Source organism: Streptomyces sp. NPDC048461 (assembly GCF_055587105.1).
This window is the reverse complement of record NZ_JBVJGW010000005.1, coordinates 237,513-262,638: the sequence shown is the minus strand read 5'-3', so window position 1 is coordinate 262,638 and position 25,126 is coordinate 237,513. Positions and strand designations below refer to the sequence as shown.

25 protein-coding genes and 4 tRNA genes are annotated in these 25,126 nt (G+C 70.3%); 17 read left to right on the top strand and 12 right to left on the bottom strand.

What is annotated here, in order from left to right; genetic code table 11:
- Positions 1 to 190: 190 nt before the first annotated feature.
- From ACZ6S8_RS11740 to ACZ6S8_RS11715, 6 genes are all read right to left on the bottom strand, one after another.
- Positions 191 to 2,320: a hypothetical protein gene (locus tag ACZ6S8_RS11740; protein WP_469454677.1), complete on the bottom strand. Its 2,130-nt coding sequence runs from the start codon at positions 2,318 to 2,320 to the stop codon at positions 191 to 193.
- Positions 2,320 to 3,993 carry a hypothetical protein gene (locus ACZ6S8_RS11735; RefSeq protein WP_469454675.1) on the bottom strand — a complete coding sequence of 558 codons (1,674 nt, stop codon included), beginning with the start codon at positions 3,991 to 3,993 and terminating at the stop codon, positions 2,320 to 2,322. The genes ACZ6S8_RS11740 and ACZ6S8_RS11735 overlap by 1 nt, the downstream gene beginning before the upstream one ends.
- Positions 3,994 to 4,071: 78 nt before the next feature.
- Positions 4,072 to 4,410 carry an RRQRL motif-containing zinc-binding protein gene (locus ACZ6S8_RS11730; RefSeq protein ID WP_469454673.1) on the bottom strand — a complete coding sequence of 113 codons (339 nt, stop codon included), beginning with the start codon at positions 4,408 to 4,410 and terminating at the stop codon, positions 4,072 to 4,074.
- Positions 4,407 to 5,405 carry a DUF2637 domain-containing protein gene (locus ACZ6S8_RS11725; protein WP_469454671.1) on the bottom strand — a complete coding sequence of 333 codons (999 nt, stop codon included), beginning with the start codon at positions 5,403 to 5,405 and terminating at the stop codon, positions 4,407 to 4,409. The genes ACZ6S8_RS11730 and ACZ6S8_RS11725 overlap by 4 nt, the downstream gene beginning before the upstream one ends.
- A complete protein-coding gene (locus ACZ6S8_RS11720; protein WP_469454669.1) occupies positions 5,402 to 5,746 on the bottom strand; it encodes a hypothetical protein in 345 nt (114 codons plus the stop codon). Before ACZ6S8_RS11720 ends, ACZ6S8_RS11725 begins: the two co-directional genes overlap by 4 nt.
- On the bottom strand, positions 5,743 to 6,015 hold the full coding sequence (locus ACZ6S8_RS11715; protein ID WP_469454667.1) for a DUF6284 family protein: 273 nt from the start codon (positions 6,013 to 6,015) through the stop codon (positions 5,743 to 5,745). Before ACZ6S8_RS11715 ends, ACZ6S8_RS11720 begins: the two co-directional genes overlap by 4 nt.
- A gap of 597 nt (positions 6,016 to 6,612) precedes the next feature.
- Here ACZ6S8_RS11715 and ACZ6S8_RS11710 point away from each other — a divergent pair.
- Complete coding sequence (locus tag ACZ6S8_RS11710; RefSeq protein WP_469454665.1) at positions 6,613 to 7,746, top strand: helix-turn-helix domain-containing protein; 1,134 nt, start codon at positions 6,613 to 6,615, stop codon at positions 7,744 to 7,746.
- On the opposite strand, the gene ACZ6S8_RS11705 is transcribed toward ACZ6S8_RS11710, so the two are convergent.
- A complete protein-coding gene (locus ACZ6S8_RS11705; protein ID WP_469454663.1) occupies positions 7,730 to 8,506 on the bottom strand; it encodes an NUDIX domain-containing protein in 777 nt (258 codons plus the stop codon). The two genes, ACZ6S8_RS11710 and ACZ6S8_RS11705, sit on opposite strands and share 17 nt — an antisense overlap.
- Positions 8,507 to 8,707: 201 nt before the next feature.
- Positions 8,708 to 9,685 (bottom strand): LPO_1073/Vpar_1526 family protein, encoded by a 978-nt coding sequence (locus tag ACZ6S8_RS11700; protein WP_469454661.1) that lies wholly within the window; start codon positions 9,683 to 9,685, stop codon positions 8,708 to 8,710.
- An 816-nt stretch (positions 9,686 to 10,501) separates the two neighbouring features.
- On the opposite strand from ACZ6S8_RS11700, the gene ACZ6S8_RS11695 reads away from it, so the two are divergent.
- Positions 10,502 to 10,573, top strand: a tRNA-Tyr gene (locus ACZ6S8_RS11695).
- A gap of 269 nt (positions 10,574 to 10,842) precedes the next feature.
- A complete protein-coding gene (locus ACZ6S8_RS11690) occupies positions 10,843 to 11,241 on the top strand; it encodes a DUF3574 domain-containing protein (RefSeq protein WP_469454659.1) in 399 nt (132 codons plus the stop codon).
- A 78-nt stretch (positions 11,242 to 11,319) separates the two neighbouring features.
- Here the strand turns inward: ACZ6S8_RS11690 and ACZ6S8_RS11685 are convergent, their stop codons facing one another.
- Positions 11,320 to 11,976, bottom strand: coding sequence for an SDR family oxidoreductase (locus ACZ6S8_RS11685; RefSeq protein ID WP_469454657.1), 657 nt, complete (start codon positions 11,974 to 11,976; stop codon positions 11,320 to 11,322).
- A 55-nt stretch (positions 11,977 to 12,031) separates the two neighbouring features.
- A complete protein-coding gene (locus tag ACZ6S8_RS11680) occupies positions 12,032 to 13,462 on the bottom strand; it encodes an amidohydrolase family protein (protein WP_469454656.1) in 1,431 nt (476 codons plus the stop codon).
- A gap of 488 nt (positions 13,463 to 13,950) precedes the next feature.
- Between ACZ6S8_RS11680 and ACZ6S8_RS11675 the strand changes: the two genes are divergently transcribed.
- The 9 genes from ACZ6S8_RS11675 to ACZ6S8_RS11635 all read left to right on the top strand — a co-directional run bounded on the left by ACZ6S8_RS11675 (position 13,951) and on the right by ACZ6S8_RS11635 (position 19,494).
- Positions 13,951 to 14,023, top strand: a tRNA-Thr gene (locus ACZ6S8_RS11675).
- 48 nt (positions 14,024 to 14,071) lie between these two features.
- A tRNA-Met gene (locus tag ACZ6S8_RS11670) sits at positions 14,072 to 14,144 on the top strand.
- 88 nt (positions 14,145 to 14,232) lie between these two features.
- Entirely contained in the window at positions 14,233 to 14,397 is a 165-nt protein-coding gene (gene rpmG / locus ACZ6S8_RS11665) for a 50S ribosomal protein L33 (protein ID WP_006604855.1), read from the top strand.
- Between the two features lie 182 nt (positions 14,398 to 14,579).
- Positions 14,580 to 15,032 carry an FAS1-like dehydratase domain-containing protein gene (locus ACZ6S8_RS11660; RefSeq protein WP_469454655.1) on the top strand — a complete coding sequence of 151 codons (453 nt, stop codon included), beginning with the start codon at positions 14,580 to 14,582 and terminating at the stop codon, positions 15,030 to 15,032.
- Position 15,033: 1 nt separating this feature from the next.
- Positions 15,034 to 15,462 carry a MaoC family dehydratase gene (locus ACZ6S8_RS11655; RefSeq protein ID WP_469454653.1) on the top strand — a complete coding sequence of 143 codons (429 nt, stop codon included), beginning with the start codon at positions 15,034 to 15,036 and terminating at the stop codon, positions 15,460 to 15,462.
- A 157-nt stretch (positions 15,463 to 15,619) separates the two neighbouring features.
- The gene (locus tag ACZ6S8_RS11650; RefSeq protein ID WP_469454652.1) at positions 15,620 to 16,192 is read left to right on the top strand and encodes a TetR/AcrR family transcriptional regulator; all 573 of its coding nucleotides are present in this window, start codon (positions 15,620 to 15,622) and stop codon (positions 16,190 to 16,192) included.
- Positions 16,193 to 16,334: 142 nt separating this feature from the next.
- Entirely contained in the window at positions 16,335 to 17,786 is a 1,452-nt protein-coding gene (locus ACZ6S8_RS11645; protein ID WP_469454650.1) for a DHA2 family efflux MFS transporter permease subunit, read from the top strand.
- A 105-nt stretch (positions 17,787 to 17,891) separates the two neighbouring features.
- Positions 17,892 to 19,061: a UDP-N-acetylmuramate dehydrogenase gene (locus ACZ6S8_RS11640; RefSeq protein ID WP_469454649.1), complete on the top strand. Its 1,170-nt coding sequence runs from the start codon at positions 17,892 to 17,894 to the stop codon at positions 19,059 to 19,061.
- A gap of 16 nt (positions 19,062 to 19,077) precedes the next feature.
- Entirely contained in the window at positions 19,078 to 19,494 is a 417-nt protein-coding gene (locus tag ACZ6S8_RS11635) for a hypothetical protein (RefSeq protein ID WP_267724668.1), read from the top strand.
- On the opposite strand, the gene ACZ6S8_RS11630 is transcribed toward ACZ6S8_RS11635, so the two are convergent.
- Together ACZ6S8_RS11630 and ACZ6S8_RS11625 are read right to left on the bottom strand one after the other, a co-directional pair.
- A complete protein-coding gene (locus tag ACZ6S8_RS11630; protein ID WP_469454646.1) occupies positions 19,484 to 20,503 on the bottom strand; it encodes an adenosine deaminase in 1,020 nt (339 codons plus the stop codon). The two genes, ACZ6S8_RS11635 and ACZ6S8_RS11630, sit on opposite strands and share 11 nt — an antisense overlap.
- A 208-nt stretch (positions 20,504 to 20,711) precedes the next feature.
- Complete coding sequence (locus ACZ6S8_RS11625) at positions 20,712 to 21,938, bottom strand: pyridoxal phosphate-dependent aminotransferase (protein ID WP_469454645.1); 1,227 nt, start codon at positions 21,936 to 21,938, stop codon at positions 20,712 to 20,714.
- A 194-nt stretch (positions 21,939 to 22,132) separates the two neighbouring features.
- Between ACZ6S8_RS11625 and ACZ6S8_RS11620 the strand changes: the two genes are divergently transcribed.
- The 5 genes from ACZ6S8_RS11620 (at position 22,133) to rplA (ending at position 25,065) form a co-directional block, all read left to right on the top strand.
- Positions 22,133 to 22,205: transfer RNA gene (locus ACZ6S8_RS11620), tRNA-Trp, on the top strand.
- A 106-nt stretch (positions 22,206 to 22,311) separates the two neighbouring features.
- Entirely contained in the window at positions 22,312 to 22,593 is a 282-nt protein-coding gene (secE, locus tag ACZ6S8_RS11615) for a preprotein translocase subunit SecE (protein ID WP_030825982.1), read from the top strand.
- An 84-nt stretch (positions 22,594 to 22,677) separates the two neighbouring features.
- Entirely contained in the window at positions 22,678 to 23,619 is a 942-nt protein-coding gene (gene nusG / locus ACZ6S8_RS11610; protein WP_469454643.1) for a transcription termination/antitermination protein NusG, read from the top strand.
- A 194-nt stretch (positions 23,620 to 23,813) separates the two neighbouring features.
- On the top strand, positions 23,814 to 24,248 hold the full coding sequence (gene rplK, locus ACZ6S8_RS11605) for a 50S ribosomal protein L11 (RefSeq protein ID WP_267724684.1): 435 nt from the start codon (positions 23,814 to 23,816) through the stop codon (positions 24,246 to 24,248).
- 88 nt (positions 24,249 to 24,336) lie between these two features.
- Positions 24,337 to 25,065, top strand: coding sequence for a 50S ribosomal protein L1 (rplA, locus tag ACZ6S8_RS11600; protein ID WP_469454641.1), 729 nt, complete (start codon positions 24,337 to 24,339; stop codon positions 25,063 to 25,065).
- The last annotated feature ends 61 nt before the right edge of the window (positions 25,066 to 25,126 follow it).

Here is a 25,126-nt window from a genome sequence, read left to right as displayed (position 1 = left end):
CTCCCTCGTGAGCGCGGCGACCACCCTTGAACGTTTAGGTGTGGTCGCCGCGGGGCTTGTCGCCTGCTTGTCGTGTGGCTTGTCGCTTGTCTTGTCTTGTCGCTTGTCGCCTCCCAGGTCACAAGCCGTTTCCAAGCCCTCAGAGGGGCCGGGAGCGGGCTTCTGCCGGGGTGGGCGACAAGCGTCAAGGTCAGTCCTGCGCGGAGCCATCGGGGGTGTTGGGGGCGTGGCTGTGGTGGACGTAGCGGGTCTTGGTGCCGGTCCCGATGCGGACGGCTTCGCCTTCCTCGGCCCACGTCTTGAGCCATCCGGCGACGGTCTGGCGGGTGGTGCCGTACCGGTCGAGGTCCCGGGCGATCGCGGACGCTCCGGTCCCGGCGGGGCCCGCGGCGATCAGGAGGGTGAGGGCCGCTTGTTGGGCGGCGTTGTCCTCGGCGCGGTGCGCGGACAGGTTCAACCCCGGCCGCACCATCGGCGCCTCCGGCTCCGTGTGGGTGCCGGGTTCGGGGGTGGTGGCGAACTGGGCGTCGATCTGGCGCCGGAACTGCTCGGCGAGCGCTTCCTCATCCGCGACGACCGGCGCCGCCGGGGCGGTGCGGTGGGCGGAGAGGTTCAGTCCCCGGCCCGTCGGCGGGTTCCCGGCCGGGCTCGCGTCCGTGTCGGGGTCGGGGTCGGTGTGCTGGTGTGCGGTGATCCACGCGGTGCGGGCCGTGTCCCAGCGCCGCGCGTAGTCGGGCCCGGCGGCCTTGGCGGACATGGCGTCGAGGTAGGGGTGGCGGTCGCTGGTGGCGTGGACGATGTCGCGGATCTGGTTGGGCAGGATCCGCCACGTCCCGAAGAGCGCGGCCGGGGATTCGGGGGTGCCCATGAACCCGGTGCCCTTGTGCGGTGCCTGCTCGATCCGCAGCCCGGTCCCGCCGGGGAACAGTTTGGCCAGGTCCATGCCCTCCGTCGCCCCGCCGGTCAGGGCCACGCGGGTCTTGGCTTCCCGGCGGATCATCATGTCCCCGAGCACCGCGCCGGTGGCTCCGAGGGCGGTAAGGACGGTGCGGATGCCCATGGCGCGGAGCATCCGGATCACTTTCATGATCTTCTGAGCGAGCTTGCGGGTTTCCGGGTCCCGGCTGATCAGGATTTCCGCGCCCTCGTCGATCAGCAGCATGATCTGCGGAATCTCCCGGCTGATCGGCAGGAGATCGGTGTTCGCCTTGGCCATGAGGTCCTGGTAGGCGCGCTTGCGGTAGTCCCCCACTCGCAGGGCCGCATCGAGCATGAGGTGGGCTTCCTCGTGGCTCGCGGCGAGCCAGTCGATCCCCGGCCGCACCGCCTTCTCACCGTCGTCGGCCGGTTCCATCGCGGCCCGGATCCAGGGCAGGCCGGCTGAACCGGCGTTGAGGTCGATGACCCACGTCAGGATGTCTTCGGCGCGGGCGAACCCGGCGAGGATGACGTGGATCATGTTCGTCTTGCCCGAGCCGGTCGGGCCGACGACCAGCGCGCACTGCTCGCGCAGGTACGCGCAGATCTCCTCCGCGTTCGTCCGGTACCCCCACGGGATCCCGGTGTGGATCGACAGCGCGCTGTACTCGGAGGGGTACGGGACCTCTGCGGCCAGCACGTTGACCGTGGTCACGTCGATCAGGACGCGGCCCTGGTCGATGCCCGGGGACGCGGCGGCGGTGCAGCCGTGCGGCAGCCGGGCATCGGCGGAGAGGCGGGCGTTCTCGCGGGCGATGCGGTCGTAGGTGGTGCCGCCCGGGGGGAGTTCGGCGTCGATGGTGAACCCGGTGTTCGTGGGCCACATCTCCACCGCCACCACCCGCAGCGTGATCCCGCAGACCCGCTGGACCCGGTCCACCCACTCCGCGGCGATCGCCCGCCGCCCCGCCGACAACTCCCGGGCTACTTGGCGTTCGGCGGCTTCGATGGCCACCAGCTCCCGGGCTTCCTCGTACAGGCCGACGGACCGGGCGGCGGCGCCCATGCCGACGCCGATGACGGCGAGGGAGCCGAGCGCGCTCCAGGTGAGGGGGTTGGTGGCGAGGGCCCAGGTGGTCCAGCCGGAGCCGAGGAGCCAGGACGCGGCGCGGGCGCTGATCGTGCGGGCGGCGAGCCGCTGGCGGAGCCCGGTCGCGGTGTGCCCGAGCGCGCCGACGGTGCCGATGGCGAGGGCCCAGGTGGGGGGCATGTGGGCGAGCGTCCCGACGGTGGCGACGGCGTACGCACCGGTCGTCGCGGACAGGGCGCCGGTGATGGGGCCGTGGCCGGCGGCCCAGTCCAGGGCCAGTCCTTCGTGCTTGATGGCGGATGTGGTGGTCATCAGACGTTCCAGCCCTTCTCGGCGTCGGGGCCGTTGCGGGGGTCCTCGTGGCGGGCGATGTCCTGCTCGTGGGTCTGCCGGAACGCGGGCCCCAGGTCCTCGGCCACGGAGGTGGCGTTGTTGAGGGCGGCGTAGATGTCGGAGAACCCGTCCGCGATGGACTTCTCCAGCGGGAACTCCGAGTCGGAGCGCTCGGCGAGGATCTGCATGATGTTCGCGATCGAGGTCAGAGCCTCGGGGAGGCCTTCGACCATGGCGAGGATCTCCATGGCGCTCTCCGGCTCGTAGGACTGCGCGGCCTGCTCCATCTCGGCGGCCAGCTCCTCGAACCGGAACCCGGAAACATTGCTCACGGCTACTCCTTGACGGGTGGGAGGTGCAGGAACGTGCGTAGTCGGACGGGCGGCCCGGTCCCCGACGGCTTCGCCGTCGGTGTCCTGGTCGCGTTCGGCGTCCGCCTGCTCTACGGCGGCCCGCTCGTCGTCATCGAGCTCAGTGCGGATGTCCGCGTCCCGGTCGGCCCGCTCGGCGCGGGCACGGCCGAGGAGGAAGCGGTAGAGGCGCCGGCCGGGATTCTGTAGCCAGGCCCATCCGAGCTTCCGCCCGAGCGGGGTAGTGACCACGCCCAGGGCCCCGAGCAGACCGCCGAAGACCGCGGCGGCCGCGCGGCGGGCCTGGAACCGTGCGGCGGAGCGGCGCATGGCCCTCCGCGCCGCCTTCTGCGCGGGGGCCTTGAGCTGCGCGATCCGCTTACGGTGCGCGGCCTCCCGGACTCCCTGCTTGCCCGCGGCGACCGCCCGGCCCGCACTCCGGTCCCGAGCTGTACGGCCTGCGGCGATGGCCCGGTCGCGGACCGCGGCCGCCTTACCCATGGCCTTGGCCAGCGTGCGGGCCGCCGGACCACGGGCCTTCCCGCCCCCGGCGCCCCCGCCCGCTCCCCGGCTGGAGCCGGGGGCGGTGCGGGGCTTGGTCGGGGTGGGGTTGCGGGTGGCGGTCTTGGCCGCCCGGCGGGTGTCGGCGACCTGCCGACGCGCCTGCACCGCAGCCGTACGGGCCGCGGTACGGGTTGGGGTCTGCGTCTTTGCCTGCTGGCGGAGCGCCTGCACCCGCCCCGCCCGCCCACCGGCCAGGCCGCCCGCGGCGTGTGCCGCGCGCTGCCGGACAGACGGCTTACCCGGCTTCCCGCTGGAGCCGGACCGGAGTCCTGCACCCGAGGCCGTGCGGTTGCGGGCCTGCCCTCCGGACGCCTTGCGGGATCCGGCCGCGCCCCGGCCGCCCGAGCGGGATCCGCTGCGCGGTTGGGAGGGGATCCGGCCCAAGAGGCCACGCCCCCCGCTTCCGCTCGGCGTACGGCCGGCGGCCGGGGTGGGCTTGCCGGTCGGGGTCTTCTTCTTGGCCTTGGTGGTGCGCTGGTGTGCGGCGGCGACGCCGAGGACGGCGGCCCCCGTCATCGCCACCGCCGCGGCGAGCGGACCGCCGGCCAGGGCGGCCGTGGCGAAGAGGCCGGCGGCGGTGTTGGTGCCGGACAGGGAGAGCGGCACGACGGGGAATCCCCCCGCGGTGTGCTCCACCTGCTTGCCCTCGGCGACCGTACTGGCTGCCGGCGGGGTGGGGGTGGGGGTGGGGGTGGATTCTTCGGGTGGTGCCTGCGGTTCGGTGATGGTGTCGGTCATGCTGAACGTGCTCCTTCAGGGGAGAAGAGGGCCCGGCCGACGCTGTAGGAGGTTGGCGGCCGGGCCCTTGCTGACGTTTCAGGCGACGCGCTGTTCATCGGGGTACGCACACGGGGTGCACATGCCGAGCGAGGACGGGATGACGTACCCGGCATCCCGTCGGCAGGCCGGGCAGGTCCTGCGGGCCGCATTGGCCTTAGCGAGTGCGGCGGCGCGGCGGGCGGTCATGGGCCGGACGGGCTTGGCCTGCTCGATCAGGTAGAGGTAGGCGATGAGCGGGCCGCGCCGTCGGCGGGGCCGTTCCAGTTCGGCGGCGACGTCCTGTCCGCCGGGCCGGAGCCCGGCGGCGCGGAGCTGACGGCGCGTGGCCAGACCGTCGGGGGCCAGACGCCACCGGTAGACCGGGAGCGTGCTCACCGGCCGAGGGCCGGAGCGGAGCCGAAGTCGTCGCGGTGTTCCTGGTAGCGGGCGGAGGCCCAGCCGACCGACCAGCCCGACAGCTCCGCGGCTACCCGGACCGGCACCCCAGCGGCGAACGCGGCGGCCACCGTGGCGCGGGCCTGGTCCTCCGGGAGCTTGGCCGGCGGGGGGCCGGCGGCGAGGAGGGCGGCGCGTTCACGCTCGATCCGCTCTTGTTCACGGACCTGTTCACGGCGTTCACGCTCGGCCTGCTGCTGCGCCTCCAGCTCGGGCTTCTGCGCGGCCTGGAGCTTGCGGCGTTCAAGCTCGGCGGCTGCTTGTTCACGCTCGTGTTCACGGCGTTCACGGGCATCGCGCTCCGCCTGCTCGGCGGCCGCAGCCTGCTCGGCGTCTTCGCGGCGGATGCGGTCCTGCCGGTCGGCTTCCTCCCGGGCCAGCGCGGCTTGGTGTTCACGCTGTTCACGGGCGACCGTCGCTTCGTGCTCGCGCTGTTCACGCGCCGCCCGGAGCCGGTTCTCTTCCCGCTCCGCAGCCTTCTGCTGCCGGGCGTCGTGCTCGGCCTGCCGGCGGGCTTCGACGGCCAGGACGGCGGCGGTTAGGGCCCGCCGGTAGGCCAGGCCGGCTTCCGCGGTGACGATCAGGAGGAGCGGGGCGACCGCGTGTACGGCGACCCCGACGAGGTCTCCGGCCAGGGCGGATACGCCGATGTTCAGCGCCAGGGTCATGGTCCCGGTCATCCACCGGAGCGCCACCGGCCACGCCCCGCCATGCCCGCCCAGGCGGGCGAGGACGGAGTCCAGGCGGACGACGATGACGACTGCGGCGTCCACGACGAGCGGCAGGATCGGGGCCGTCCACCGCCACGGTTCGGGGGTGTGGGCGGCCATGAGGGGGGTGACGGTGAGGACGGAGTAGAGCATTGCGCCACCGACGATCAGCCACGTCCCGACGGAGAGGGCGCGTTCGGATGAACGGATCTGAACACGGTTCACGAGGCGCCCTCCGCCCGTGAACGCTCCCCGTCGGGGGCGGGGATCTTGGCGTAGCCGATCAGCTTCACGCGCCCACCGGAGTACGTCGTTTCGGCTTTCAGGACGCGGGTGCGGCCGCCGGCCTGAACACCGTGCGACACCGTCCGGGACGGGATTTCCAGAGCCTCGCACCAGGTCTCGAACCCGTCGAGGTCGTCGTGGAGCGCCAGCTCCAGCAGGTCGGGGTAGACGGTGGAGATCGATACGGTCGGGGCTGGCAGGTGCCGGTAGACATCGGCGAAGATCCGCAGCGCCATCAGCGGGGCGCCCATCGCAGATAGGGGGATCGGGGCGGTGGTCATGCCGCACCGCCCGTCATGCCCGCCGCCGCGGCGGCCTGGTTCGTCAGGTCCCTGCGTACGGCGAGCATCCGTCGGCGGGCCCGGCGGATCCGCTGCTCGTCCAGCTCGGACGGCGCACGGTCCAGCACGGCGATCTCCGCGTCGAGCAGGTCAACGTCCGCCAGGATCAGCGGCAGCTCCCACTCGATCGCGTCCAGCTCCGCGTCCGACGGCTCCAAACCGTCGGACCACGGCGTAACCACGTCATGAAGTGCAACGATGGATTTCATGGGTCTTGCTCCTTCAGCAGAGGAACGGGACTCAGCAGCCCCCGGCGTTCGAGCGCCGGGGGCTGCACTGCGTTGGGGTGGAGCGGATGGACTCGGCTCCCTGGAACCCCGTCTGTTCATCGCCGAAGCGACGGACGGACGGAGGGGGCAACCGGCCGCAGCACGGAGGCCGCGGAGGTCGAGTGCGCGGACCTTGGCCGCGCCGACCGCCTTACTGAGGAGGCGGCGGCCTCAACTTCGTTTCCACTATTGAGTTCTCAAGGGAAAGCCAGTGGCTCTCCGACGGGTGCGGTAACCCCGAAGGGCTCCCATAAGAACGGGACACGTCGGACGCCAAGAGGTACTGCGCGCACATCGGAGTTGGGCCCTTGCGAGCCATCTGGTGCGCACCAAAAGCATTGCATCTGGTGCGCACCAGATGCAAGCCCTTGGTTTGCTCGGGCCTGCCGGTGTCCTTCCGGTGTGGCTTCAGGAAACGGCCCAGACGGGGGGCCTCGGTAGCCAACAGGGGTTAACCTCAAGGGTGTTAACCCGCTCCCACCTGCGACGATTCGGTTAAGCACCTTGCAGGTGGCACGGCCATCGGAGGCGATGCACGTGGGCAAGGGATTACGAGCTGTTCGTACTGCGCGGGGATGGTCGCAAGAGCGGCTGATCTTCGAGATTGAGCGCTACGCGCGGCAGCACATGCTGAACGTCGCATCGAGCGCGAGCTTGAAGACCTACGTGTCGGAGTGGGAGAACGGTCGGCGGGCCATCACGGAGCGGTACGCCGTGATCCTCCGGCCGCTGCTCGGGGTGACGGACGTCGAGCTGCTGGACGCAGAGCCTGCACGTGCAGTCCCTCAGCAAGCAGACGGCTACGAAGACCTGCTGAGCCGGATCGACTCGGCGCGGAGCGTCAGCGATTCCATGGTGAGCACCTTCATGGACCAGACCGAGCTACTTCGAACCATGGACCGGCAGATGGGTGCATCGGGCCTGGTAGACCAGATGAACGGCCACCTGACGACGATGGAGGACGCGCTCACCTTCGCGGTTCTGCCAGGAACTCGTCGTCCCATCGCAACGGCGCTGGCCGGAGCGGCGACCTTGGCGGCATGGCAAGCGCTGGACGCGGGTTCTGTGGAGCGGGCCTGGAGGAACTACGAGCTGGCGAAGCGAGCTGCGCAGGACGCTGACGCGCCGCAGTACTTGGCTCACGCCATGGGGGAGCAGGCGTACGTCCTGGGTGATGCCGGGCGCCCGGAGATGGCGGTTGAGCTCATCCGGGACGCGCAGCGCACCCACGTGGAGGGGCAGTCACCGCGGCTTCGGGCTTGGCTGAGCGCGGCGGAAGCGGAGCTGTGCGCCGCCGCTGGCATGCACGACGATTCCAGGCACGCGCTCGACCGGGCGGCGGCGACACTGCCAGAAGGCACCCATGCCCGCGACTCGGACATGTTGAGCATCTTCCTGAACGGGGACCACCTGGCGCGCTGGCGGGGAAATGTGCTGGCACTCCTGGGCGACAGCTCAGCCATGGGCGACCTCTACGCGTCGCTCCAGACGACGGACCCCACGTTCGTCCGCGCCAGGGCAGGCCTCCACAGCGACCTGACGCAGGCGCACCTTGCCCGCGGTGAGTTCGACGAGGCCCGCTCGAACCTGCAACAGGCGCGCCTGCTGGCGAACCGCACGGGGTCCGTGCGGCATCGCCGGCGTGTGGAGCTGCTTACGGGGCGGCTGTAGCCCGCGACGCGAGGACGTGAAGGAGGGCAACCAGGGTTCCTGACCCCATGAGTTTCCCCTCGGCCATGAGTCCGGGGATATCCGCCAGGGGTACCCAAGCGATCTGTCCGGCCTCCTCGATGTCCGTGGGTTCGCCCACCTTCACCGCACCGCGCGCCACGAAGATCTCATGGGGTGAGTCGACCATGCCGATCATGGGCTGATACGTCACGACGTGCTCGACGTTCGTCGGACGCCAGCCGGTCTCTTCCTCGGTCTCGCGCACTGCCGTGGTCGCCGCGTCCTCGCCTTCGTCCACGATGCCGCCGGGAAGTTCCCATCCCCACTGCTGCGGGACGAAGCGATAGCGCCACAGCATCAGGACGCGGTGCTGCTCGTCGATCACAGCCGTGATCGCTACATGGTGGAGGCGCACCACGTGGTGCTCGAACCGCTCGACCCCGGGCGGTTCGACGTCGACGAGGTCGAGGTTCACCCACCGGTTCTCGTAGACCGTCCTGCTGCCGTGGATCGTCCAGGGCTCCTGCTCCGCCGGCGTGGCAACGGTCTCGACCCCTACGACCCGGTAGGAGCTGCGGTCGTGCGCTTTGATGAGCCGCTCGCTCGCCAGGCGCGCGAGGACCTGCCGGAGGGCGGTACGGCCGATCTCCAGCTCAGCGCTCATGGTCCGCTCAGAGGGAAGCTTCTCGCCGGGCCCGTACTTGCCCGACTCGATCCACGACCGGATCGCCCGGTAGACCCTCGTCGACTTCGGTCCCATCCTCAGAGCACTCTCCCCATTCGTCTGCTGATGATGACCAGCGTAGTGGGGTGCAGACGTGGAAGGCTCGGCCATACCTGTCTCTCTTCCCGTTCCGAAGGGTGGCGTGGGCCAGAGCCCTAGAAGTGTCTGGAATCAAGTAAGTTGACTCGACCTCGGCAGGGCCCTGAAATGAATGCGCGCGGTGTGTGCTGCCGGCGTCTAAATGAAATCGCCGAGCGGATCTCTCGTACCGCTCTCGATGCGGCAGATATTGTGATAGCCGATAATTGTCCCAATCGGGGTGTTGATGTGAGAATCCAACCCGAGTGCCTGGAGTGGCGAAAGAGTGGCAGACAGACCAGCGTCGCTGGACGTCAGCATCTGACCAGCCTGACTTCCCGAGGGCGTTGTGAAATTGAGGACAGATTCCACTGACCTTTCTAGGTGTTCCAGGCCGTGAAGCTCAATGAGCTTGCGAATCTCGCCTCTTGTTCCAGCTGTAAGCCTGTACCAGCCGGACCTATGGGGATCCTCCTCGGCTAGTGGTGTTCCTATCAAGTCGGTGCCTCCCCGCGGGTCGTTAGGCACAAAACTTCCGGCGAAAAGTCCAGGCTGATTCAGCATTGCGGCTGCCCCGGGTGTGAATGTTCCACCACTGCCCCTTGTGAGGCACCCTACTGCTACCAGGTAGTCGAAGTCTGTTCCCCGAATCGAAGGCAAGTTCGCGGAAAGCGGCGATAGGGACGCATCCATGAGCTTGGCGATATCTGAGATGCTCTTGGCCTCGGGAAAGGCGACCTGTTTGAGCAGGAAGACTGCGGTAAGTAGCGTTACGTGCTCAGGCGAGAGCTTGTGGGCGACCTCTATTGCGGCGTCTAGAGCGACTTGCTTCGAGTCGCGTTTACTGCTTCCTAGCCGCTGAATGATGACCTCGATGAGCAGTTCCGCAAGATCGGAGTCGCCTGTCTCCGCGTAGGCCGATTGACCCTCAAACATTGCGGCCTGGGCGCCAGGGTCTCCAAATGTCTCGAAAAGTTGGGCAGATCGAAACCCCAGAGCGGTGATGAGATTCTCTCGAAACTCAATGGCTCGGGCAACCGCTAGAGAGCGCGCTACTTTGTCTAGTTTTTCAAGTTCTGAATGTATGACCTCTTTTGATGTTTCGCGTGCAATTTCTCTGATGTCCGAGTATCCCAACCCAACGTACAGATCTCGTGCGGCGAGATAGTTGGAAGAGTTGTCGCCGGACCTTTGTCTACTGAATCGCCAAATAGGCATTATTGCGGCCTGTTGAATGTGTTGCTATCCCCGATCTGAACGTCATTTCCCCCCATTATGTTGATGGACCCGTCGCCCCCTCGTTGGGTTTGTGATCCCGCTGGTGATGCGTTCCTGTCGGTTAGGAGCTGGTAGGCGGAAAGTCCGACACTGGCCAATCCGAAAATTGCGCTCGCGATACTAGCTGCCTTGTCGGCTCTGTCGAGTCCCAGGTATACGCTCAGGGCAATAAGGGAAATTCCCACGATTCCGATGGCCCCAAAGGCCCAGCGGCGCTGGATGCTGGTCATCTGCACAGTGTTGGCCATAGGGGTAGCTCTTGTCTGCGTGATCGCCCCATCTAAGCCGTGCCCGTGGCCAAGCGCTGTTCGGCTGAGGCGTAGGGGCTCGATCCGTCGACGGTTCCTAGACGCGATCGAAGTGAGGACGCGCGCCGCCACCAACTCAGGATCAGGGAGGTCAGCGGCGCCCGTCGGCCCAGACATTCAGCACCGCTTTAGACACGGGGGCGTGCCTCCATCCGTAGCTTCGGCCCCTGCCGCAAGTGCAAGCGGAGCTGGACTACGTCGACTTCCGACCACCGACCGGAGCGCGGCCGGAGGAGGCTACTGAAGGGAAGCTCAAGACGCAGGGGCGGCGGTAGTGGCCCGGCAAGGTGCAAGATCAGGACGAGCCGCGGACGGGTAGCAGCGAAACCTGCTCGCGGAGCACTTCCTCCGCAGGTCAGTAGCGTCGGTACGCAAGTTAAAGGAGTGGACTGTAAATCCGTCGGCTTAGCCTACCCAGGTTCGAATCCTGGCGTCGCCACGCGATGTGAGACCCCCGTTACTGCGGAAACGCAGGGCGGGGGTCTTCTCGTCGTACCCGGCAACGGATCCTCAGGTCCGGCAGGACCAGCCGAGGGAACCGGCCGGGCACGTGCCGGTCCCGGCCGCGGTACGGGGCAAGGGCCGCCACCGGTTCGGCCGCCGCCCGTTCGGCCTCGGCACCGTTCACCGGGCGCATCGCAAGGGTTCCCCGTTCGTTCTCCGGGCGTGAAATGGACATCTGACACGCGGGGAAAGGTCGGCGGAGGCGTGCTCATCGCCCTGCTCGGCGCGGGGCTCCCGGCTCTGGTGGGAGCGGCCCTCCACACCGAGGTGGGGGAGCCCTACCAGGAGACCCGGCTGTACTTCGGCACCGAACGCCCCGACGGGCGGGACCCGGTCGACGAGCGGGAGTTCATGCGCTTCCTGGACCGGGAGGTCACCCCGGCCTTCCCGGAGGGGCTGACCCTCCACGACGGCCGCGGCCAATGGCGGGAGCAGGACGGAGACATCGTCCGCGAGACCTCGTACGAGGTGGTGCTGCTGTACCCCGAGAAGGGGGCCGGGGAGCGCAGCGCCCGCATCGAGCGGATCCGGCAGGTCTACGAGGACCGCTACCAGCAGGACTCGGTCGGACGGTCCGACGACAAGGTGACCGCCGAGTTCTGAGCCCGGCGGGGTGCTTCCCGGAACACCCTGGAACATCCCGCCCCGCCCCACCCGTGCCCGCTGGTGCTCCCCGGTCGGTCAGTTGCCCGCCACGTCCTTGACGGCCACCGTGACCGGGGTCGAACCGGACGTCAGCTCCAGGGTCAGGCCCGCCGTCGCCGGGGTCTCGACCAGCTCGGCCAGCACCGCGGCCACGTCGTCGCGCGGAACCGACCCCCGGCCCGTACGGGCCTCCAGGCGGACCAGGCCGTTCCCCGCGTCGTCGATCAGGGAGCCGGGGCGCAGGACCGTCCACTCCAGACCCAGCCGCGTGCGGACGTAGTCGTCGGCCTCGCCCTTCGCCCGCAGGTAGACGTCGAAGACCTCGTCGCCCTCGTGCCAGGCGTCCGCGCCCATCGAAGAGACCATCAGGAAGCGCCGCACGCGAGCGCGTTCCGCCGCGTCGGCGAACAGGACGGCCGCTCCCCGGTCCACGGTGTCCTTGCGCCCCACACCGCTGCCGGCGCCCGCGCCCGCCGCGAAGACGGCCACGTCCGCGCCCTCCAGGATGCCCGCGACGTGTTCCACCGAGGCCGACTCCAGATCGCACAACACCGGTTCGGCGCCCGCCTCCCGGAGGGCGTCGCCCTGTGCCGGGTCGCGGACGATGCCCGCGACCTCGTACCCGCGCGCGGCGAGCAGGCGCTCCAGCCGCAGCGCGATCTGACCGTGTCCACCCGCGATGACGATGCGCATGCCCCGACCGTACGACGAGCCGGGCCCGCACGCGCCGCGAACTCCCGGCGGACCTTCAGGGTCCGGACTCCGTGCGGCCCTGCCGGGGCAGGTCCAGGGCGACCGCGACGGCGGAGTCGCAGTACTCCCGTACGGCACTCGTCCGGGCTACGACACGGCCGCGGTGGATGACGATCCGGCTGTACGCGAGGGAGAGCACGCCCGCGATCCGGTCCCCGCGCACGGCGAGCAGCTCCGCCGGAAATCCGGCCTCCACGCGCACCTCCGGCAGGCTCATGACCTCTCGGGCGGCGGCGCTGATCGAGTCGTACGCCTCGCCCGCGCGCAGCCCGCCCTGGGAGGCCAGCAGGTACGCGGCTTCGAGCGGGTCGCCGCGGCCGACGGGGTTACCGGCGTCCCGCAGCGCCCCGCTGCCGGCCGCGACCCGTACCCCCGAGGCGCGCAGCAGGCGTACGGGCGCGGTGCGCAGCCCGCGGCGCTCCAGGGCCGCACAGTCGCCCTGGGGGAGGCAGGTGACCCGTACGCCGGCCGCGGCGAGCTGGTCGGCGGCGCGGGTCGCCGCGTCCAGCGGCAGCCGCGAGAGCCCGCCGCACGGGCCGACCGTGACCCCGGGCCGGAGCCCCCCGGCCATCGCCGCGAGCCGGGCGAGGCGGGCGGGATCGTCACCGTCCGTGTGGAGGTCCACGGGGCAGCCGTGCTCGGCGGCGAGTTCCAGGACGGCTTCGAGGAAGCCCGTCGGGTCGGGGTCCAGGTCGGGGCAGCCGCCGATCACGGAGGCGCCCATCTTGACGGCGTCCCGCAGCATGGCCAGCCCGTCCGCGCCGGCCACCCCGGTCAGCAGCCGGGGTACCGCCACGGGGGTGAGGTCGGTGAGCCCGCGCAGGGACCGGCGGGCCGCGAGGACCGCCTCCATGGGGCCGAGGCCGTGCACGTCGCCGATCCGGACGTGCGAGCGCACGGCGGTGGCGCCGTGACCGAGCTGGAGCAGCGCCGCTTCGGTGGCCCGCCGCTGGACCTCGTCGGGGGCGTAGGAGACGGGCCCCTCGCCGTCCGCGGTCAGGGCGGTGTCCCCGTGGGCGTGCGGCTCGGCGGGTGCGGGCAGCAGCAGGTACCCGCTCAGGTCCACCCGGGACAGGGCGGGCGCGGGGAGGCTGCCGGCGGTGCCGACGGCCTGGATGCGGCCGCCGCCGAGGCGCACGTCGACGGTACGGCCGTCCATGAGGCGGGCCCCGGCGAGCAGCAGGGTGGTGGCCTCGGCGCCGGCGGGGTGACCGGGCTCGGGCCGGTACGGCCGCCCGGGCCCGAGGCCCGCACCGGAGCCGGAGCCGGAGCCGGAGCCGGAGCCGGAGGCAGCGGCAGAGCCGGGGCCCGGGGCAGGGCCCGAACCGGCACCGGCACCGGCACCGTGGGAGGGGCCGCGGGCGCCGCCCTCGCCGTGGCCGCTGCGGGGGGAGTGGAACGGCTGCTGCGGCGGGCTGTCGGACATCGCGCTCCTGCGGTGGCTCGGGCGGTTCCTGGGCCGTGGCCGCGGCCCAGCGCCCCAAGATCACGCAGCGTGCAGGCAGCCTAGGGCGCGCCGCACCGCGCTTCGCGGAGGAGGCGAATAGTCGTACCGGTGTGGTGCCCGCGTACGGTGCCGGCGCCCGCGTGCGCGCCCGGCATCGCGCCCGCACGCGCGACCGCGCCCGCACCCGTCTCCGCACCCGACCGAACCGGCTGTCCGCCCCGACCGAAACGGTGGCTCCACCCGGCGGCCCGAACCGGCTCGTCTCGTCCCGCGCCGCGGGACCTCGCTGCCGTCCGGTGGCGCTCCAGGGCGGAGGCGGCGGTGTGAGCCCGCCCACAATCTGCCCGGAATCGGGCTGGGAACCGCCCCGAGGCATGATCGGAAAAGGTGGCCCGACCACCTCGGAGCCCTGCTGCCGCAAAGGATTTGGGCGATCGGCGGGCAACCGTGTAATGTCTTCATCGCTCGCCCCAATAGCTCAGTCGGTAGAGCGTCTCCATGGTAAGGAGAAGGTCTGCGGTTCGATTCCGCATTGGGGCTCTGGTGAGAGAGGTTCCACACCCTCGGGTGGGGAAGCGATCACATCAAAGCGGCGTAGCTCAGTCGGTAGAGCAAGCGGCTCATAATCGCTGTGTCACCGGTTCAAGTCCGGTCGCCGCTACACACAGTAGCCGATTGCGGGGTCGGTCTCCCGGTCGGCTACTCTTGTATGCGTTCATCCGTCCCAATTTCCGTCAAGGAGCACTCACGTGGCTGCCACCGACGTCCGCCCGAAGATCACGCTGGCCTGCGTGGAGTGCAAGGAGCGGAACTACATCACCAAGAAGAACCGGCGTAACGACCCGGACCGTCTTGAGATGAAGAAGCACTGCCCGCGTTGCAACTCGCACACCGCGCACCGCGAGACCCGCTGACCCCAGCGAAGTCTCGTTTAACAGGCACAGTCATGAGGTCGTCCCCTTTTACAGGGGGCGGCCTCATGTCGTTTCCCCGGTCGGCCGCACCGGCCGCATCCGGGGATTCCGGATCGGCCCCGTGTGCCCCCGCACCCCTGTTTTGTGTCTTTCGTGATCCCTTCATCAGGAGGTAGTGAGTCATGGCTCTCGACCAGTCCTTCGTGGGCCGGAGCTACCCGCCCACCGATCCCTACGAGGTCGGCCGGGAGAAGATCCGCGAATTCGCGGTAGCGGTGGGTGACGAAAACCCCGTCTACACCGACCGCGAGGCCGCGAAGCAGCTCGGGTATCCCGACGTGATCGCTCCGCCCACTTTCGTGTTCGCCATCACCTTCGCGGCGGCCGGCCAGGTCGTCGACGACCCGCAGCTGGGGCTGGACTACAGCCGCGTGGTCCACGGTGACCAGAAGTTCGCCTACACCCGCCCGGTGCGTGCCGGTGACCGGCTCTCGGTGACCTCCACGATCGAGGCCGTGAAGTCGATGGCGGGCAACGACATCATCGACATCCGCGGCGAGGTCCACGACGAGACCGGCGAGCACGTGGTGACGGCTTGGACGAAGCTCGTCTCCCGCGCCCCCCAGGAGGCCTGACATGGCTGCGCAGATCAAGTACGCCGACGTCGAGGTCGGCACCGAGCTCCCCGCGGGCTCCTTCCCCGTGACGCGCGCCACGCTCGTGCGGTACGCCGGCGCCTCGGGGGACTTCAACCCGATCCACTGGAACGAGAAGTTCGCCACCGAGGTGGGGCTGCCGGACGTGATCGCGCACGGCATGTTCACCATGGCCGAGGCGATCCGCGTGGTCACCGACTGGGTCGGCGACCCGGGTGCGGTCGTCGAGTACGGGGTGCGCTTCACCAAGCCGGTCATGGTCCCGAACGACGACCGGGGCGGCCTGATCGAGGTCACGGGCAAGGTGGCCGCCAAGCTGGACGACAACCGCGTCCGCGTCGACCTGACGGCCATGAGCGCCGGCCAGAAGGTCCTCGGCATGTCCCGCGCCGTGGTGGCGCTGAGCTGACCCCCCGGCCCCGGCCCCGGCCCCGGCCCCGGCCCCGGCCCCGGCCCCGGCCCTGCACGGCCGGGCCGGGCCGGGCTGGGGCTCCACCCGCTGTGGGCCCGTTTCCCCCCAGTCCGCCCCGTTGACGTAGTTAGTGATTGCGTACTAACTTACGGACATGGCAAGGATGAGCGCAGAAGAGCGGCGCGAGAGCGTGATTCGTGCGGCGATGCTGGAGTTCGCCCACGGCGGCTACTACGGGACCTCCACCGAGGCGATCGCCAAGCGGGTGGGCGTCTCGCAGCCGTACCTCTTCCGGCTCTTCCCCAACAAGCAGGCCATGTTCCTCGCCGCGGCCACCCGCTGCATGGAGGACGTCCGGCTGGTCTTCGAGGAGGCCGCCAAGGGGGTCACGGAGGACGACGACGCGGTCCTGGTCATGGGGGCGGCGTACATGCAGCTCATCACCGACCAGCCCGACAAGCTCCGGATGCAGCTCCAGACGTACCTGGCCGTGGCCGCGGCCGAAGCGGCCGGCGAGCCGGAGTTCGGGGAGATGGTGCGCGCCGCCTGGGTCGAGCTGTGGGACACCGTGCACCTGCCCCTCGGGGCCGACGTCGGCGAGACCACGACCTTCCTGGCGTACGGAATGCTCATCAACACCCTCGCGGCCATGGGGTTCCCGCCCGGCCACCGGATGTGGGAGGGGTGCTACCCGGGGGTCCGGCCGAAGCCGGCCGACGGGGAGTAGTGCCCGCGCGGGGAGGAGCGCCCGCACCGGATCCCGTCGCGGGGCGTACCGGTCGGCCGCACGCACCCGTGGGACCCGGCAGTGCGTCCTTCTGCCCAACAAAGTTAGTCAGTGATAACTAACAACCCTCAGGGGGGAAATCGTGACCACGCAAGGCACCGACACCAAGCTCCGCGGACCGGCCGTCTGGGCCCTCGTCCTCACCGGCGTCGCCAGCTTCATGGCCGCCCTCGACAACCTCGTCGTCACCACCGCGCTCCCCGCCATCCGCGCGGACCTCGGCGGCGGGCTGGAAGACCTGGAGTGGACGGTGAACGCGTACACGCTCACCTTCGCCGTCCTCCTGATGTTCGGTGCCGCCCTCGGCGACCGGTTCGGCCGCCGACGGCTGTTCATCGCCGGCCTCTCCGTCTTCACCCTCGCCTCCGCCGCTGCCGCCCTCTCGCCCGGCATCGACGAGCTCATCGCCGCCCGCGCCGTCCAGGGCGTCGGCGCCGCGGTCATGATGCCGCTCACCCTCACCCTGCTCACCGCCGCCGTCCCGGCCGCCCGCCGCGGCATGGCCCTCGGGATCTACGGAGCGGTCACCGGCCTCGCCGTCGCCAGCGGCCCCCTCATCGGGGGCAGCCTCACGGAGCACATCTCCTGGCAGTGGATCTTCTGGCTCAACGTCCCGATCGGCCTCGCCCTCATACCCCTCTCCCGCCTGCGCCTCGCCGAGTCCACCGCCCCCGGTTCCCGCCTCGACCTCCCCGGCACCCTGCTCATCAGCGGCGGCCTCTTCGGCATCGTCTACGCCCTGGTCAACGCCAACGCCGAGGGCTGGACCAGCGCCCCCGTCCTCACCGGCCTCATCGGCGGCACCGCGCTCGTCTGCGGATTCGTCCACCACGGCTTCCGCAACGCCGACTCGATGCTCCCCATGCGGCTCTTCCGCGACCGCGGCTTCCTCGGGATCAACCTCGCGAGCCTGCTGATGTTCCTCGGCATGTTCGGCTCGATCTTCCTGCTCAGCCAGTTCCTCCAGGGAGTCGCCGGCTACTCGCCCACCGAGGCCGGACTGCGGATGCTCCCCTGGACCGGCATGCCGATGATCGTCGCCCCGATCGCCGGCATCCTCTCCGACCGCATCGGCGGCCGGCCCGTCGTCGCCACCGGGCTGGCGCTCCAGGCGCTCGGCCTCGCCTGGTTCGCCGCCGTCCTCAGCACGGACGTCTCGTACGCCGCCCAGCTGCCGCCGCTGATCCTGAGCGGGATCGGCATGGCCCTGTACTTCGCCCCCGCCGCCAACGTGCTGATGTCCACCGTGGCCCCCGCCGACCAGGGCAAGGCCTCCGGCGCCAACAACGCCCTCCGCGAGGTCGGCGGAGCCCTCGGCGTCGCCGTCCTGGCCTCCGTGTTCTCCGCCCAGGGCGGCTACGAGACCCCGCAGGCCTTCACCGACGGCACCGTCCCCGCCCTGTGGATCGGTGCCGGAGCGGTCGCCCTCGCCGCCGCCCTGGCCCTGCTGCTCCCGCGCAGGCCGAAGGCCGCCCCGGCCGCAACCGCCGCCGCGGCGGCCACGGCGCCGGTCAAGGTCCGGGCCGCCGGCTGAACCCGCTCCGCCCGGCACCGCACCGCGCCCCGTACGTCCCGCCTCCGTGAAGGGGCCCGGAAGACCTCGGCGCCGGGGGCGGGCGGGGCGGGCGTGGACCAGGGGATGCCGGGCACGGCGCGCCGAACAGGCGGCGGAGCGCCGCACCGTCACCCCACCACGAGTCCCGGTCCGTGGCCCCGCAGGGATGCGAGGGGCACGGACCGTACTCTTGTCCCCGTGCAGGAACTCCACGACGCCCCCCTCGCCCCGCTGACCACCTTCCGTCTCGGTGGTCCCGCCGCCCGCCTGATCACCGCGACCACCGACGCCGAGGTCGTCGCCGCCGTCCGCGCCGCGGACGAGAGCGGCACCCCGCTCCTGGTCATCGGCGGCGGCAGCAACCTGGTCATCGGCGACCGCGGCTTCGACGGCACCGCCCTGCGCATCGCCACCACCGGCTTCACCCTCGACGGCACCACCCTGGAGCTCGCCGCGGGCGAGAACTGGAGCGACGCCGTCGCCCGCACCGTCGAAGCCGGCCTCGCCGGGATCGAGTGCCTCGCCGGGATCCCCGGCTCCGCGGGCGCCACCCCGATCCAGAACGTCGGGGCGTACGGACAGGAAGTCCGCGACACCATCACCGAGGTCGTCGCCTACGACCGCACCAGCGGCGAGACGGTCACGCTGACCGCCGCCGAGTGCGCTTTCTCGTACCGCGACAGCACCTTCAAGCACCAGCCCGAGCGGTACGTCGTCCTGCGCGTCCGCTTCGCCCTGGAAGACGCCGGCGGCCTCTCCGCGCCGGTCAAGTACCCCGAGACCGCCCGCGCTCTCGGCGTCGGGGCCGGCGACCGGGTCCCGGCCGCCACCGCCCGCGAGACCGTCCTGCGCCTGCGGGCCGGCAAGGGCATGGTCCTCGACCCCGCCGACCACGACACCTGGTCCGCCGGCTCCTTCTTCCACAACCCCGTCCTGACCGACGAGGCCTACGCCGTCTTCCTCGCCCGCGTCCAGGACCGCCTCGGCCCCGACACCGCCCCGCCCGCCTACCCCGCGGGCGACGGCCGTACGAAGACCAGTGCCGCCTGGCTCATCGACAAGGCCGGCTTCACCAAGGGCTACGGCACGGGTCCCGCGCGCATCTCCACCAAGCACACCCTCGCCCTCACCAACCGCGGCGAGGCCACCACCGAGGACCTCCTCACCCTGGCCCGCGAGGTCGTCGCGGGCGTCCACGCGGCCTTCGGCGTCACCCTCGTCAACGAGCCGGTGACGGTCGGCGTCAGCATCTGAGGAGCCCCGGCCGCCCATGCTCTGTCCCCTCCACGGGGCCGGTACGGACCCCACCCGCCTCGTGGGGCGCACGCTCAGCCGAGTCGTCGCGTCCTGGCACATCAGCGACGGCGAGCGCTCCGAGGCCCCCCTCGACGTCTGGCTGATCGACAGCGTCGGCGACTCCATCCGGATCACCACCGGATCCGACCAGTGCCTCATCGTCGAGTCCGCGGCGCCGCACGCGCCGTACGACATGGGGGAGTGGGGCCGCATCGAGGTCGGCGAGGACCTCGGCGACCACCCCTTCCTGCGCCACCTCGGCGAGACCGTCGCCTCGGTCGCCGAGTACGCGCTGCCCGAGCAGGGCCGCACCCACCTGGAGATCGGCTTCCCGGACGGCGGCCGGGTGCGCGCCGACTGTTACGAGGGGGACCTGCGGCTCACCCGCTGAGCCACTGGTCGATCCCCGCCAGCAGCTTGGCCTGCACCTCCTCGGGCGCGGCCGAACCGCGCACCGACTGGCGGGCCAGCTCGGCGAGCTCCGCGTCCGTGAAGGCGTGGTGCGTACGGGCGATCTCGTACTGGGCCGCCAGCCGGGACCCGAACAGCAGCGGGTCGTCCGCGCCCAGCGCCATCGGGACGCCCGCCTCGAAGAGCGTCCGCAGCGGGACGTCCTCGTGCCGCTCGTACACCCCGAGGGCCACGTTCGAGGCCGGGCAGACCTCGCAGGTGATCTGCCGGTCGGCCAGGCGCTGGAGCAGCCGCGGGTCCTCGGCGGCCCGGACGCCGTGCCCGATGCGGGCCGCGTGCAGGTCGTCCAGGCAGTCGCGGACCGAGGCCGGGCCGGTGAGCTCGCCGCCGTGCGGGGCGGCGAGGAGGCCGCCCTCGCGGGCGATGGCGAAGGCGCGGTCGAAGTCGCGGGCCATGCCCCGGCGTTCGTCGTTGGAGAGCCCGAAGCCGACGACGCCGCGGTCGGCGTACCGGACGGCGAGGCGGGCCAGGGTGCGGGCGTCCAGCGGGTGCTTCATGCGGTTCGCGGCGATGACCACCCGCATCCCCAGGCCGGTCTCGCGGGAGGCCGAGTCGACGGCGTCGAGGATGATCTCGACGGCCGGGATCATGCCGCCGAGCAGCGGGGCGTAGGACGTGGGATCCACCTGGATCTCCAGCCAGCCGCTGCCGTCCCGTACGTCCTCCTCCGCCGCCTCGCGGACCAGGCGGCGGATGTCGTCGGGCTCGCGGAGGCAGGACCGGGCGGCGTCGTACAGCCGCTGGAAGCGGAACCAGCCGCGCTCGTCGGTGGCGCGCAGCTTGGGGGGCTCCCCGCCGGTCAGGGCGTCGGGGAGGCGGACGCCGTACTTGTCGGCGAGTTCCAGCAGGGTCGATGGTCGCATCGAGCCGGTGAAGTGCAGGTGGAGGTGCGCTTTCGGCAGAAGCGTGAGATCGCGTGCGTGCTCCATCTGGTGATCCTGCCGTACGCACGCGCCGAGCGGGAGGGCGTTTTACCTATCGGGGGCTTGCTCGAACGCGCGAGCGGGTTCGGGGCGGGGGCGGAGGGGGCGCGGAAGGCCTGCGGAAGCGGCCGTCCGGCCCGCCGCCGGACCCGGAAACGCCGAATGGCGGCCGCCCTCGGGGGAGACCGCCACTCGGGTGCTGCCGCGGGCCGCTCTAGGCCTTGGCCTCCGCCAGCAGCTTCTGGATCCGGGACACGCCCTCCACCAGGTCCTCGTCGCCCAGGGCGTACGAGAGGCGCAGGTAACCGGGGGTGCCGAAGGCCTCGCCCGGGACGACCGCGACCTCGGCCTCGTCCAGGATCAGGGCGGCCAGCTCGACGGAGGTCTGCGGGCGCTTGCCGCGGATCTCCTTGCCGAGGACGTCCTTCACGGACGGGTACACGTAGAACGCGCCCTCGGGGGTCGGGCAGAGGACGCCGTCGATCTCGTTCAGCATCCGCACCATCGTCCGGCGGCGGCGGTCGAAGGCGGTGCGCATCTCGTGCACCGCGTCCAGGCTGCCGGAGACGGCGGCGAGCGCCGCGACCTGGGCCACGTTGGAGACGTTGGAGGTGGCGTGCGACTGCAGGTTGGTCGCGGCCTTGACGACGTCCTTCGGGCCGATGATCCAGCCCACCCGCCAGCCGGTCATCGCGTACGTCTTGGCGACGCCGTTGACGATGATGCACTTGTCGGCCAGCTCGGGGACGATCGCCGGCAGGGAGACGAACGTCGCGTCCCCGTAGACCAGGTGCTCGTAGATCTCGTCGGTCAGGACCCACAGGCCCTTGTCCGCGGCCCAGCGGCCGATCGCCTCGGCCTCGGCCTCGCTGTAGACGGCGCCCGTCGGGTTGGACGGGGAGACGAAGAGGACGACCTTGGTGCGCTCGGTGCGCGCGGCCTCCAGCTGTTCGACGGACACCCGGTAACCGGTGGTCTCGTCGGCCACGACCTCGACCGGGACGCCGCCGGCGAGACGGATCGACTCCGGGTAGGTGGTCCAGTACGGAGCCGGGACGATGACCTCGTCGCCCGGGTCCAGGATGGCCGCGAAGGCCTCGTAGATCGCCTGCTTGCCGCCGTTGGTCACCAGGATCTGCGACGCGTCGACCTCGTAGCCGGAGTCGCGCAGCGTCTTCGCGGCGATCGCGGCCTTCAGCTCGGGAAGACCGCCGGCCGGCGTGTAGCGGTGGTTCTTGGGGTTGCGGCAGGCCTCGACGGCGGCTTCGACGATGTAGTCCGGCGTCGGGAAGTCGGGCTCGCCGGCACCGAAGCCGATCACCGGGCGCCCGGCGGCCTTGAGGGCCTTGGCCTTGGCGTCCACGGCGAGGGTGGCGGACTCGGAAATGGCGCCGATACGGGCGGACACCCGGCGCTCGGAGGAAGGCGTTGCAGAGGTCATGCGGCCAATCGTCCCAGACCGCCGAGAACGGCCGCACACCGTTTCAGTTACCGGACCGCACGGATGTCAGGGAGGGTTCTGTTCGACGTCAGGGCCCGGTTCACGTACACTCACCTGTCGTTGGACCTCGCCAGCCGCTCCAGAGCGTGAGCACTCCGTGCACTCGCCCGGATGCGGTAGGTTGGGGGACGCAAAGGGTCGTAGCTCAATTGGTAGAGCACTGGTCTCCAAAACCAGCGGTTGGGGGTTCGAGTCCCTCCGGCCCTGCTCCACACTCCATTTAGAGGATGTGTGTGCGCAGGTACGTACTTCTGCAACGCCGTGCGGCGCAACCGGGCGCGGTACGGCCACGACCCGGATTCAGGTGAGAGACGTGACGGACGCCCTGGGCTCCATCGACATGCCTGACGCCGAGGACGAGACGCGCGAGAAGAAGGCCCGCAAGGGCGGTAAGCGCGGCAAGAAGGGCCCTCTGGGTCGTCTCGCGCTGTTCTACCGTCAGATCGTCGCGGAACTCCGCAAGGTTGTATGGCCCACTCGCAACCAGCTCACGACGTACACCACCGTGGTGATTGTCTTCGTGGTCATCATGATCGGTCTGGTGACCGTGATTGACTATGGGTTCCAGGAAGCCATCAAGTTCGTCTTCGGCTGATCCCCGCGGAGGGCGGCGCCTTGATGGGTGCCGCCCGTTTTCGCATGTTCCACCACCTTTTGTATCCAGGAAGAAGCAGCCACCGTGTCTGACCCGAACCTGAACGCGAGCGACGAGTCCGTCGAGTCCGTCGAGTCCGTTGAGGACCAGCTCGACATCGTCGAGGCTGCCGACGCCGTGGACCCCGACGAGGCAGAGCTCGCGGACGCCGAGGCGGGTGTCGCCGCCGAAGAGGCCGCGCTGCACGTCGAGGCCGAGGGCGAGGCTGACGCCGAGGTCGAGGACGACGCCGAGGTCGCAGAGGCCGACGACGACGAGGCTGCCGACGAGGTCGAGGACGCGGTCGAGGCCGACGCCGACGCCGACGAGGAGGCCGAAGAGGCCGCCCCGGTCGAGCCGGCCGAGCCCGTGGACCCGGTCCAGGCCCTCCGCGAGGAGCTGCGCCTCCTGCCCGGCGAGTGGTACGTGATCCACACCTACGCCGGCTACGAGAAGCGCGTGAAGGCCAACCTGGAGCAGCGCGCCGTCTCGCTGAACGTCGAGGAGTTCATCTACCAGGCCGAGGTGCCCGAGGAAGAGATCGTCCAGATCAAGAACGGCGAGCGCAAGAACGTCCGGCAGAACAAGCTGCCCGGATACGTTCTCGTCCGCATGGATCTGACGAACGAGTCCTGGGGCGTCGTCCGCAACACGCCTGGCGTCACCGGCTTCGTCGGCAACGCGTACGACCCGTACCCGCTGACGCTGGACGAGATCGTCAAGATGCTCGCCCCGGAGGCGCAGGAGAAGGCCGCCAAGGCCGCCGCGGAAGAGGCCGGCCTGCCGGCGCCCTCCGTCAAGCGGACCATCGAGGTCCTGGACTTCGAGGTCGGCGACTCGGTCACCGTCACCGACGGCCCGTTCGCGACGCTGCAGGCGACCATCAACGAGATCAACCCGGACTCGAAGAAGGTCAAGGGTCTCGTCGAGATCTTCGGCCGCGAGACCCCGGTCGAGCTCAGCTTCGACCAGATCCAGAAGAACTGACCCGCGCTGATCCACTTCGCGTGAGTGACGGCTTCTGAGCCACAGCTTCCGGACAGGTCAGATCGCCCCTCGAGGGCGGTCTGACCTGCTCGGTTTTTAGCCCCGCGCCGATACCCGTTATCGTGGTGCGGTATGCCTCCGTCCGGATGACCGGATGTGCGGCTGAAAACTCTCACTAGGACCCGGAGAGAGCAATGCCTCCCAAGAAGAAGAAGGTCACGGGGCTTATCAAGCTCCAGATCAAGGCCGGCGCGGCCAACCCGGCTCCGCCGGTCGGCCCCGCGCTCGGTCAGCACGGCGTCAACATCATGGAGTTCTGCAAGGCCTACAACGCCGCGACCGAGTCGCAGCGTGGCATGGTCGTGCCGGTGGAGATCACGGTCTACGACGACCGCTCCTTCACCTTCATCACCAAGACTCCGCCGGCCGCGCGCCTCATCCTGAAGAGCGCGGGCGTGGAGAAGGGCTCCGGCGAGCCGCACAAGACCAAGGTCGCGAAGCTGACGCGCGCCCAGGTCCGCGAGATCGCCGAGCTCAAGATGCCGGACCTGAACGCCAACGACATCGACGCCGCGGAGAAGATCATCTCCGGCACCGCGCGTTCGATGGGCATCACGGTCGAAGGCTGATTCAGCCACCCCCCAGCACCACCAGTGGTAGGACCAAGCGCTGGTCCGCACCACGACTCCACGCCTGAATCACAACACAGGAGCAGAAGTGAAGCGCAGCAAGACTCTCCGCGCTGCGGACGCCAAGATCGACCGGGAGAAGCAGTACGCCCCGCTCGAGGCCGTTCGTATCGCCAAGGAGACCTCCGCGACCAAGTTCGACAGCACCGTCGAGGTCGCCTTCCGCCTGGGTGTCGACCCGCGCAAGGCCGACCAGATGGTGCGTGGCACCGTGAACCTCCCGCACGGCACCGGCAAGACCGCCCGGGTCCTGGTCTTCGCGACCGGTGACCGTGCTGCGGCCGCGGAAGCCGCCGGCGCCGACATCGTCGGCGACGACGAGCTGATCAACGAGATCGCCAAGGGCAACCGCCTCAACGAGTTCGACGCCGTTGTCGCCACCCCGGACCTCATGGGCAAGGTCGGCCGCCTCGGCCGCGTGCTCGGTCCCCGTGGCCTCATGCCGAACCCGAAGACCGGCACCGTCACGATGGACGTCGCGAAGGCTGTCACCGAGATCAAGGGTGGCAAGATCGAGTTCCGCGTCGACAAGCACTCGAACCTGCACTTCATCATCGGCAAGGTCTCCTTCTCCGATGAGCAGCTGGTCGAGAACTACGGCGCGGCCCTGGACGAGATCCTGCGTCTGAAGCCGTCCGCCGCGAAGGGCCGCTACATCAAGAAGGCCGCCCTGAGCACCACGATGGGCCCCGGCATCCAGCTGGACTCCAACCGCACCCGGAACCTCCTCGTCGAGGAAGACCCGGCCGCGGTCTGAACGGGCCGAGCCTGACCGGCTCCCCGCACGGCTGAGCGGGCCCCCCACCACCCTTCACGGG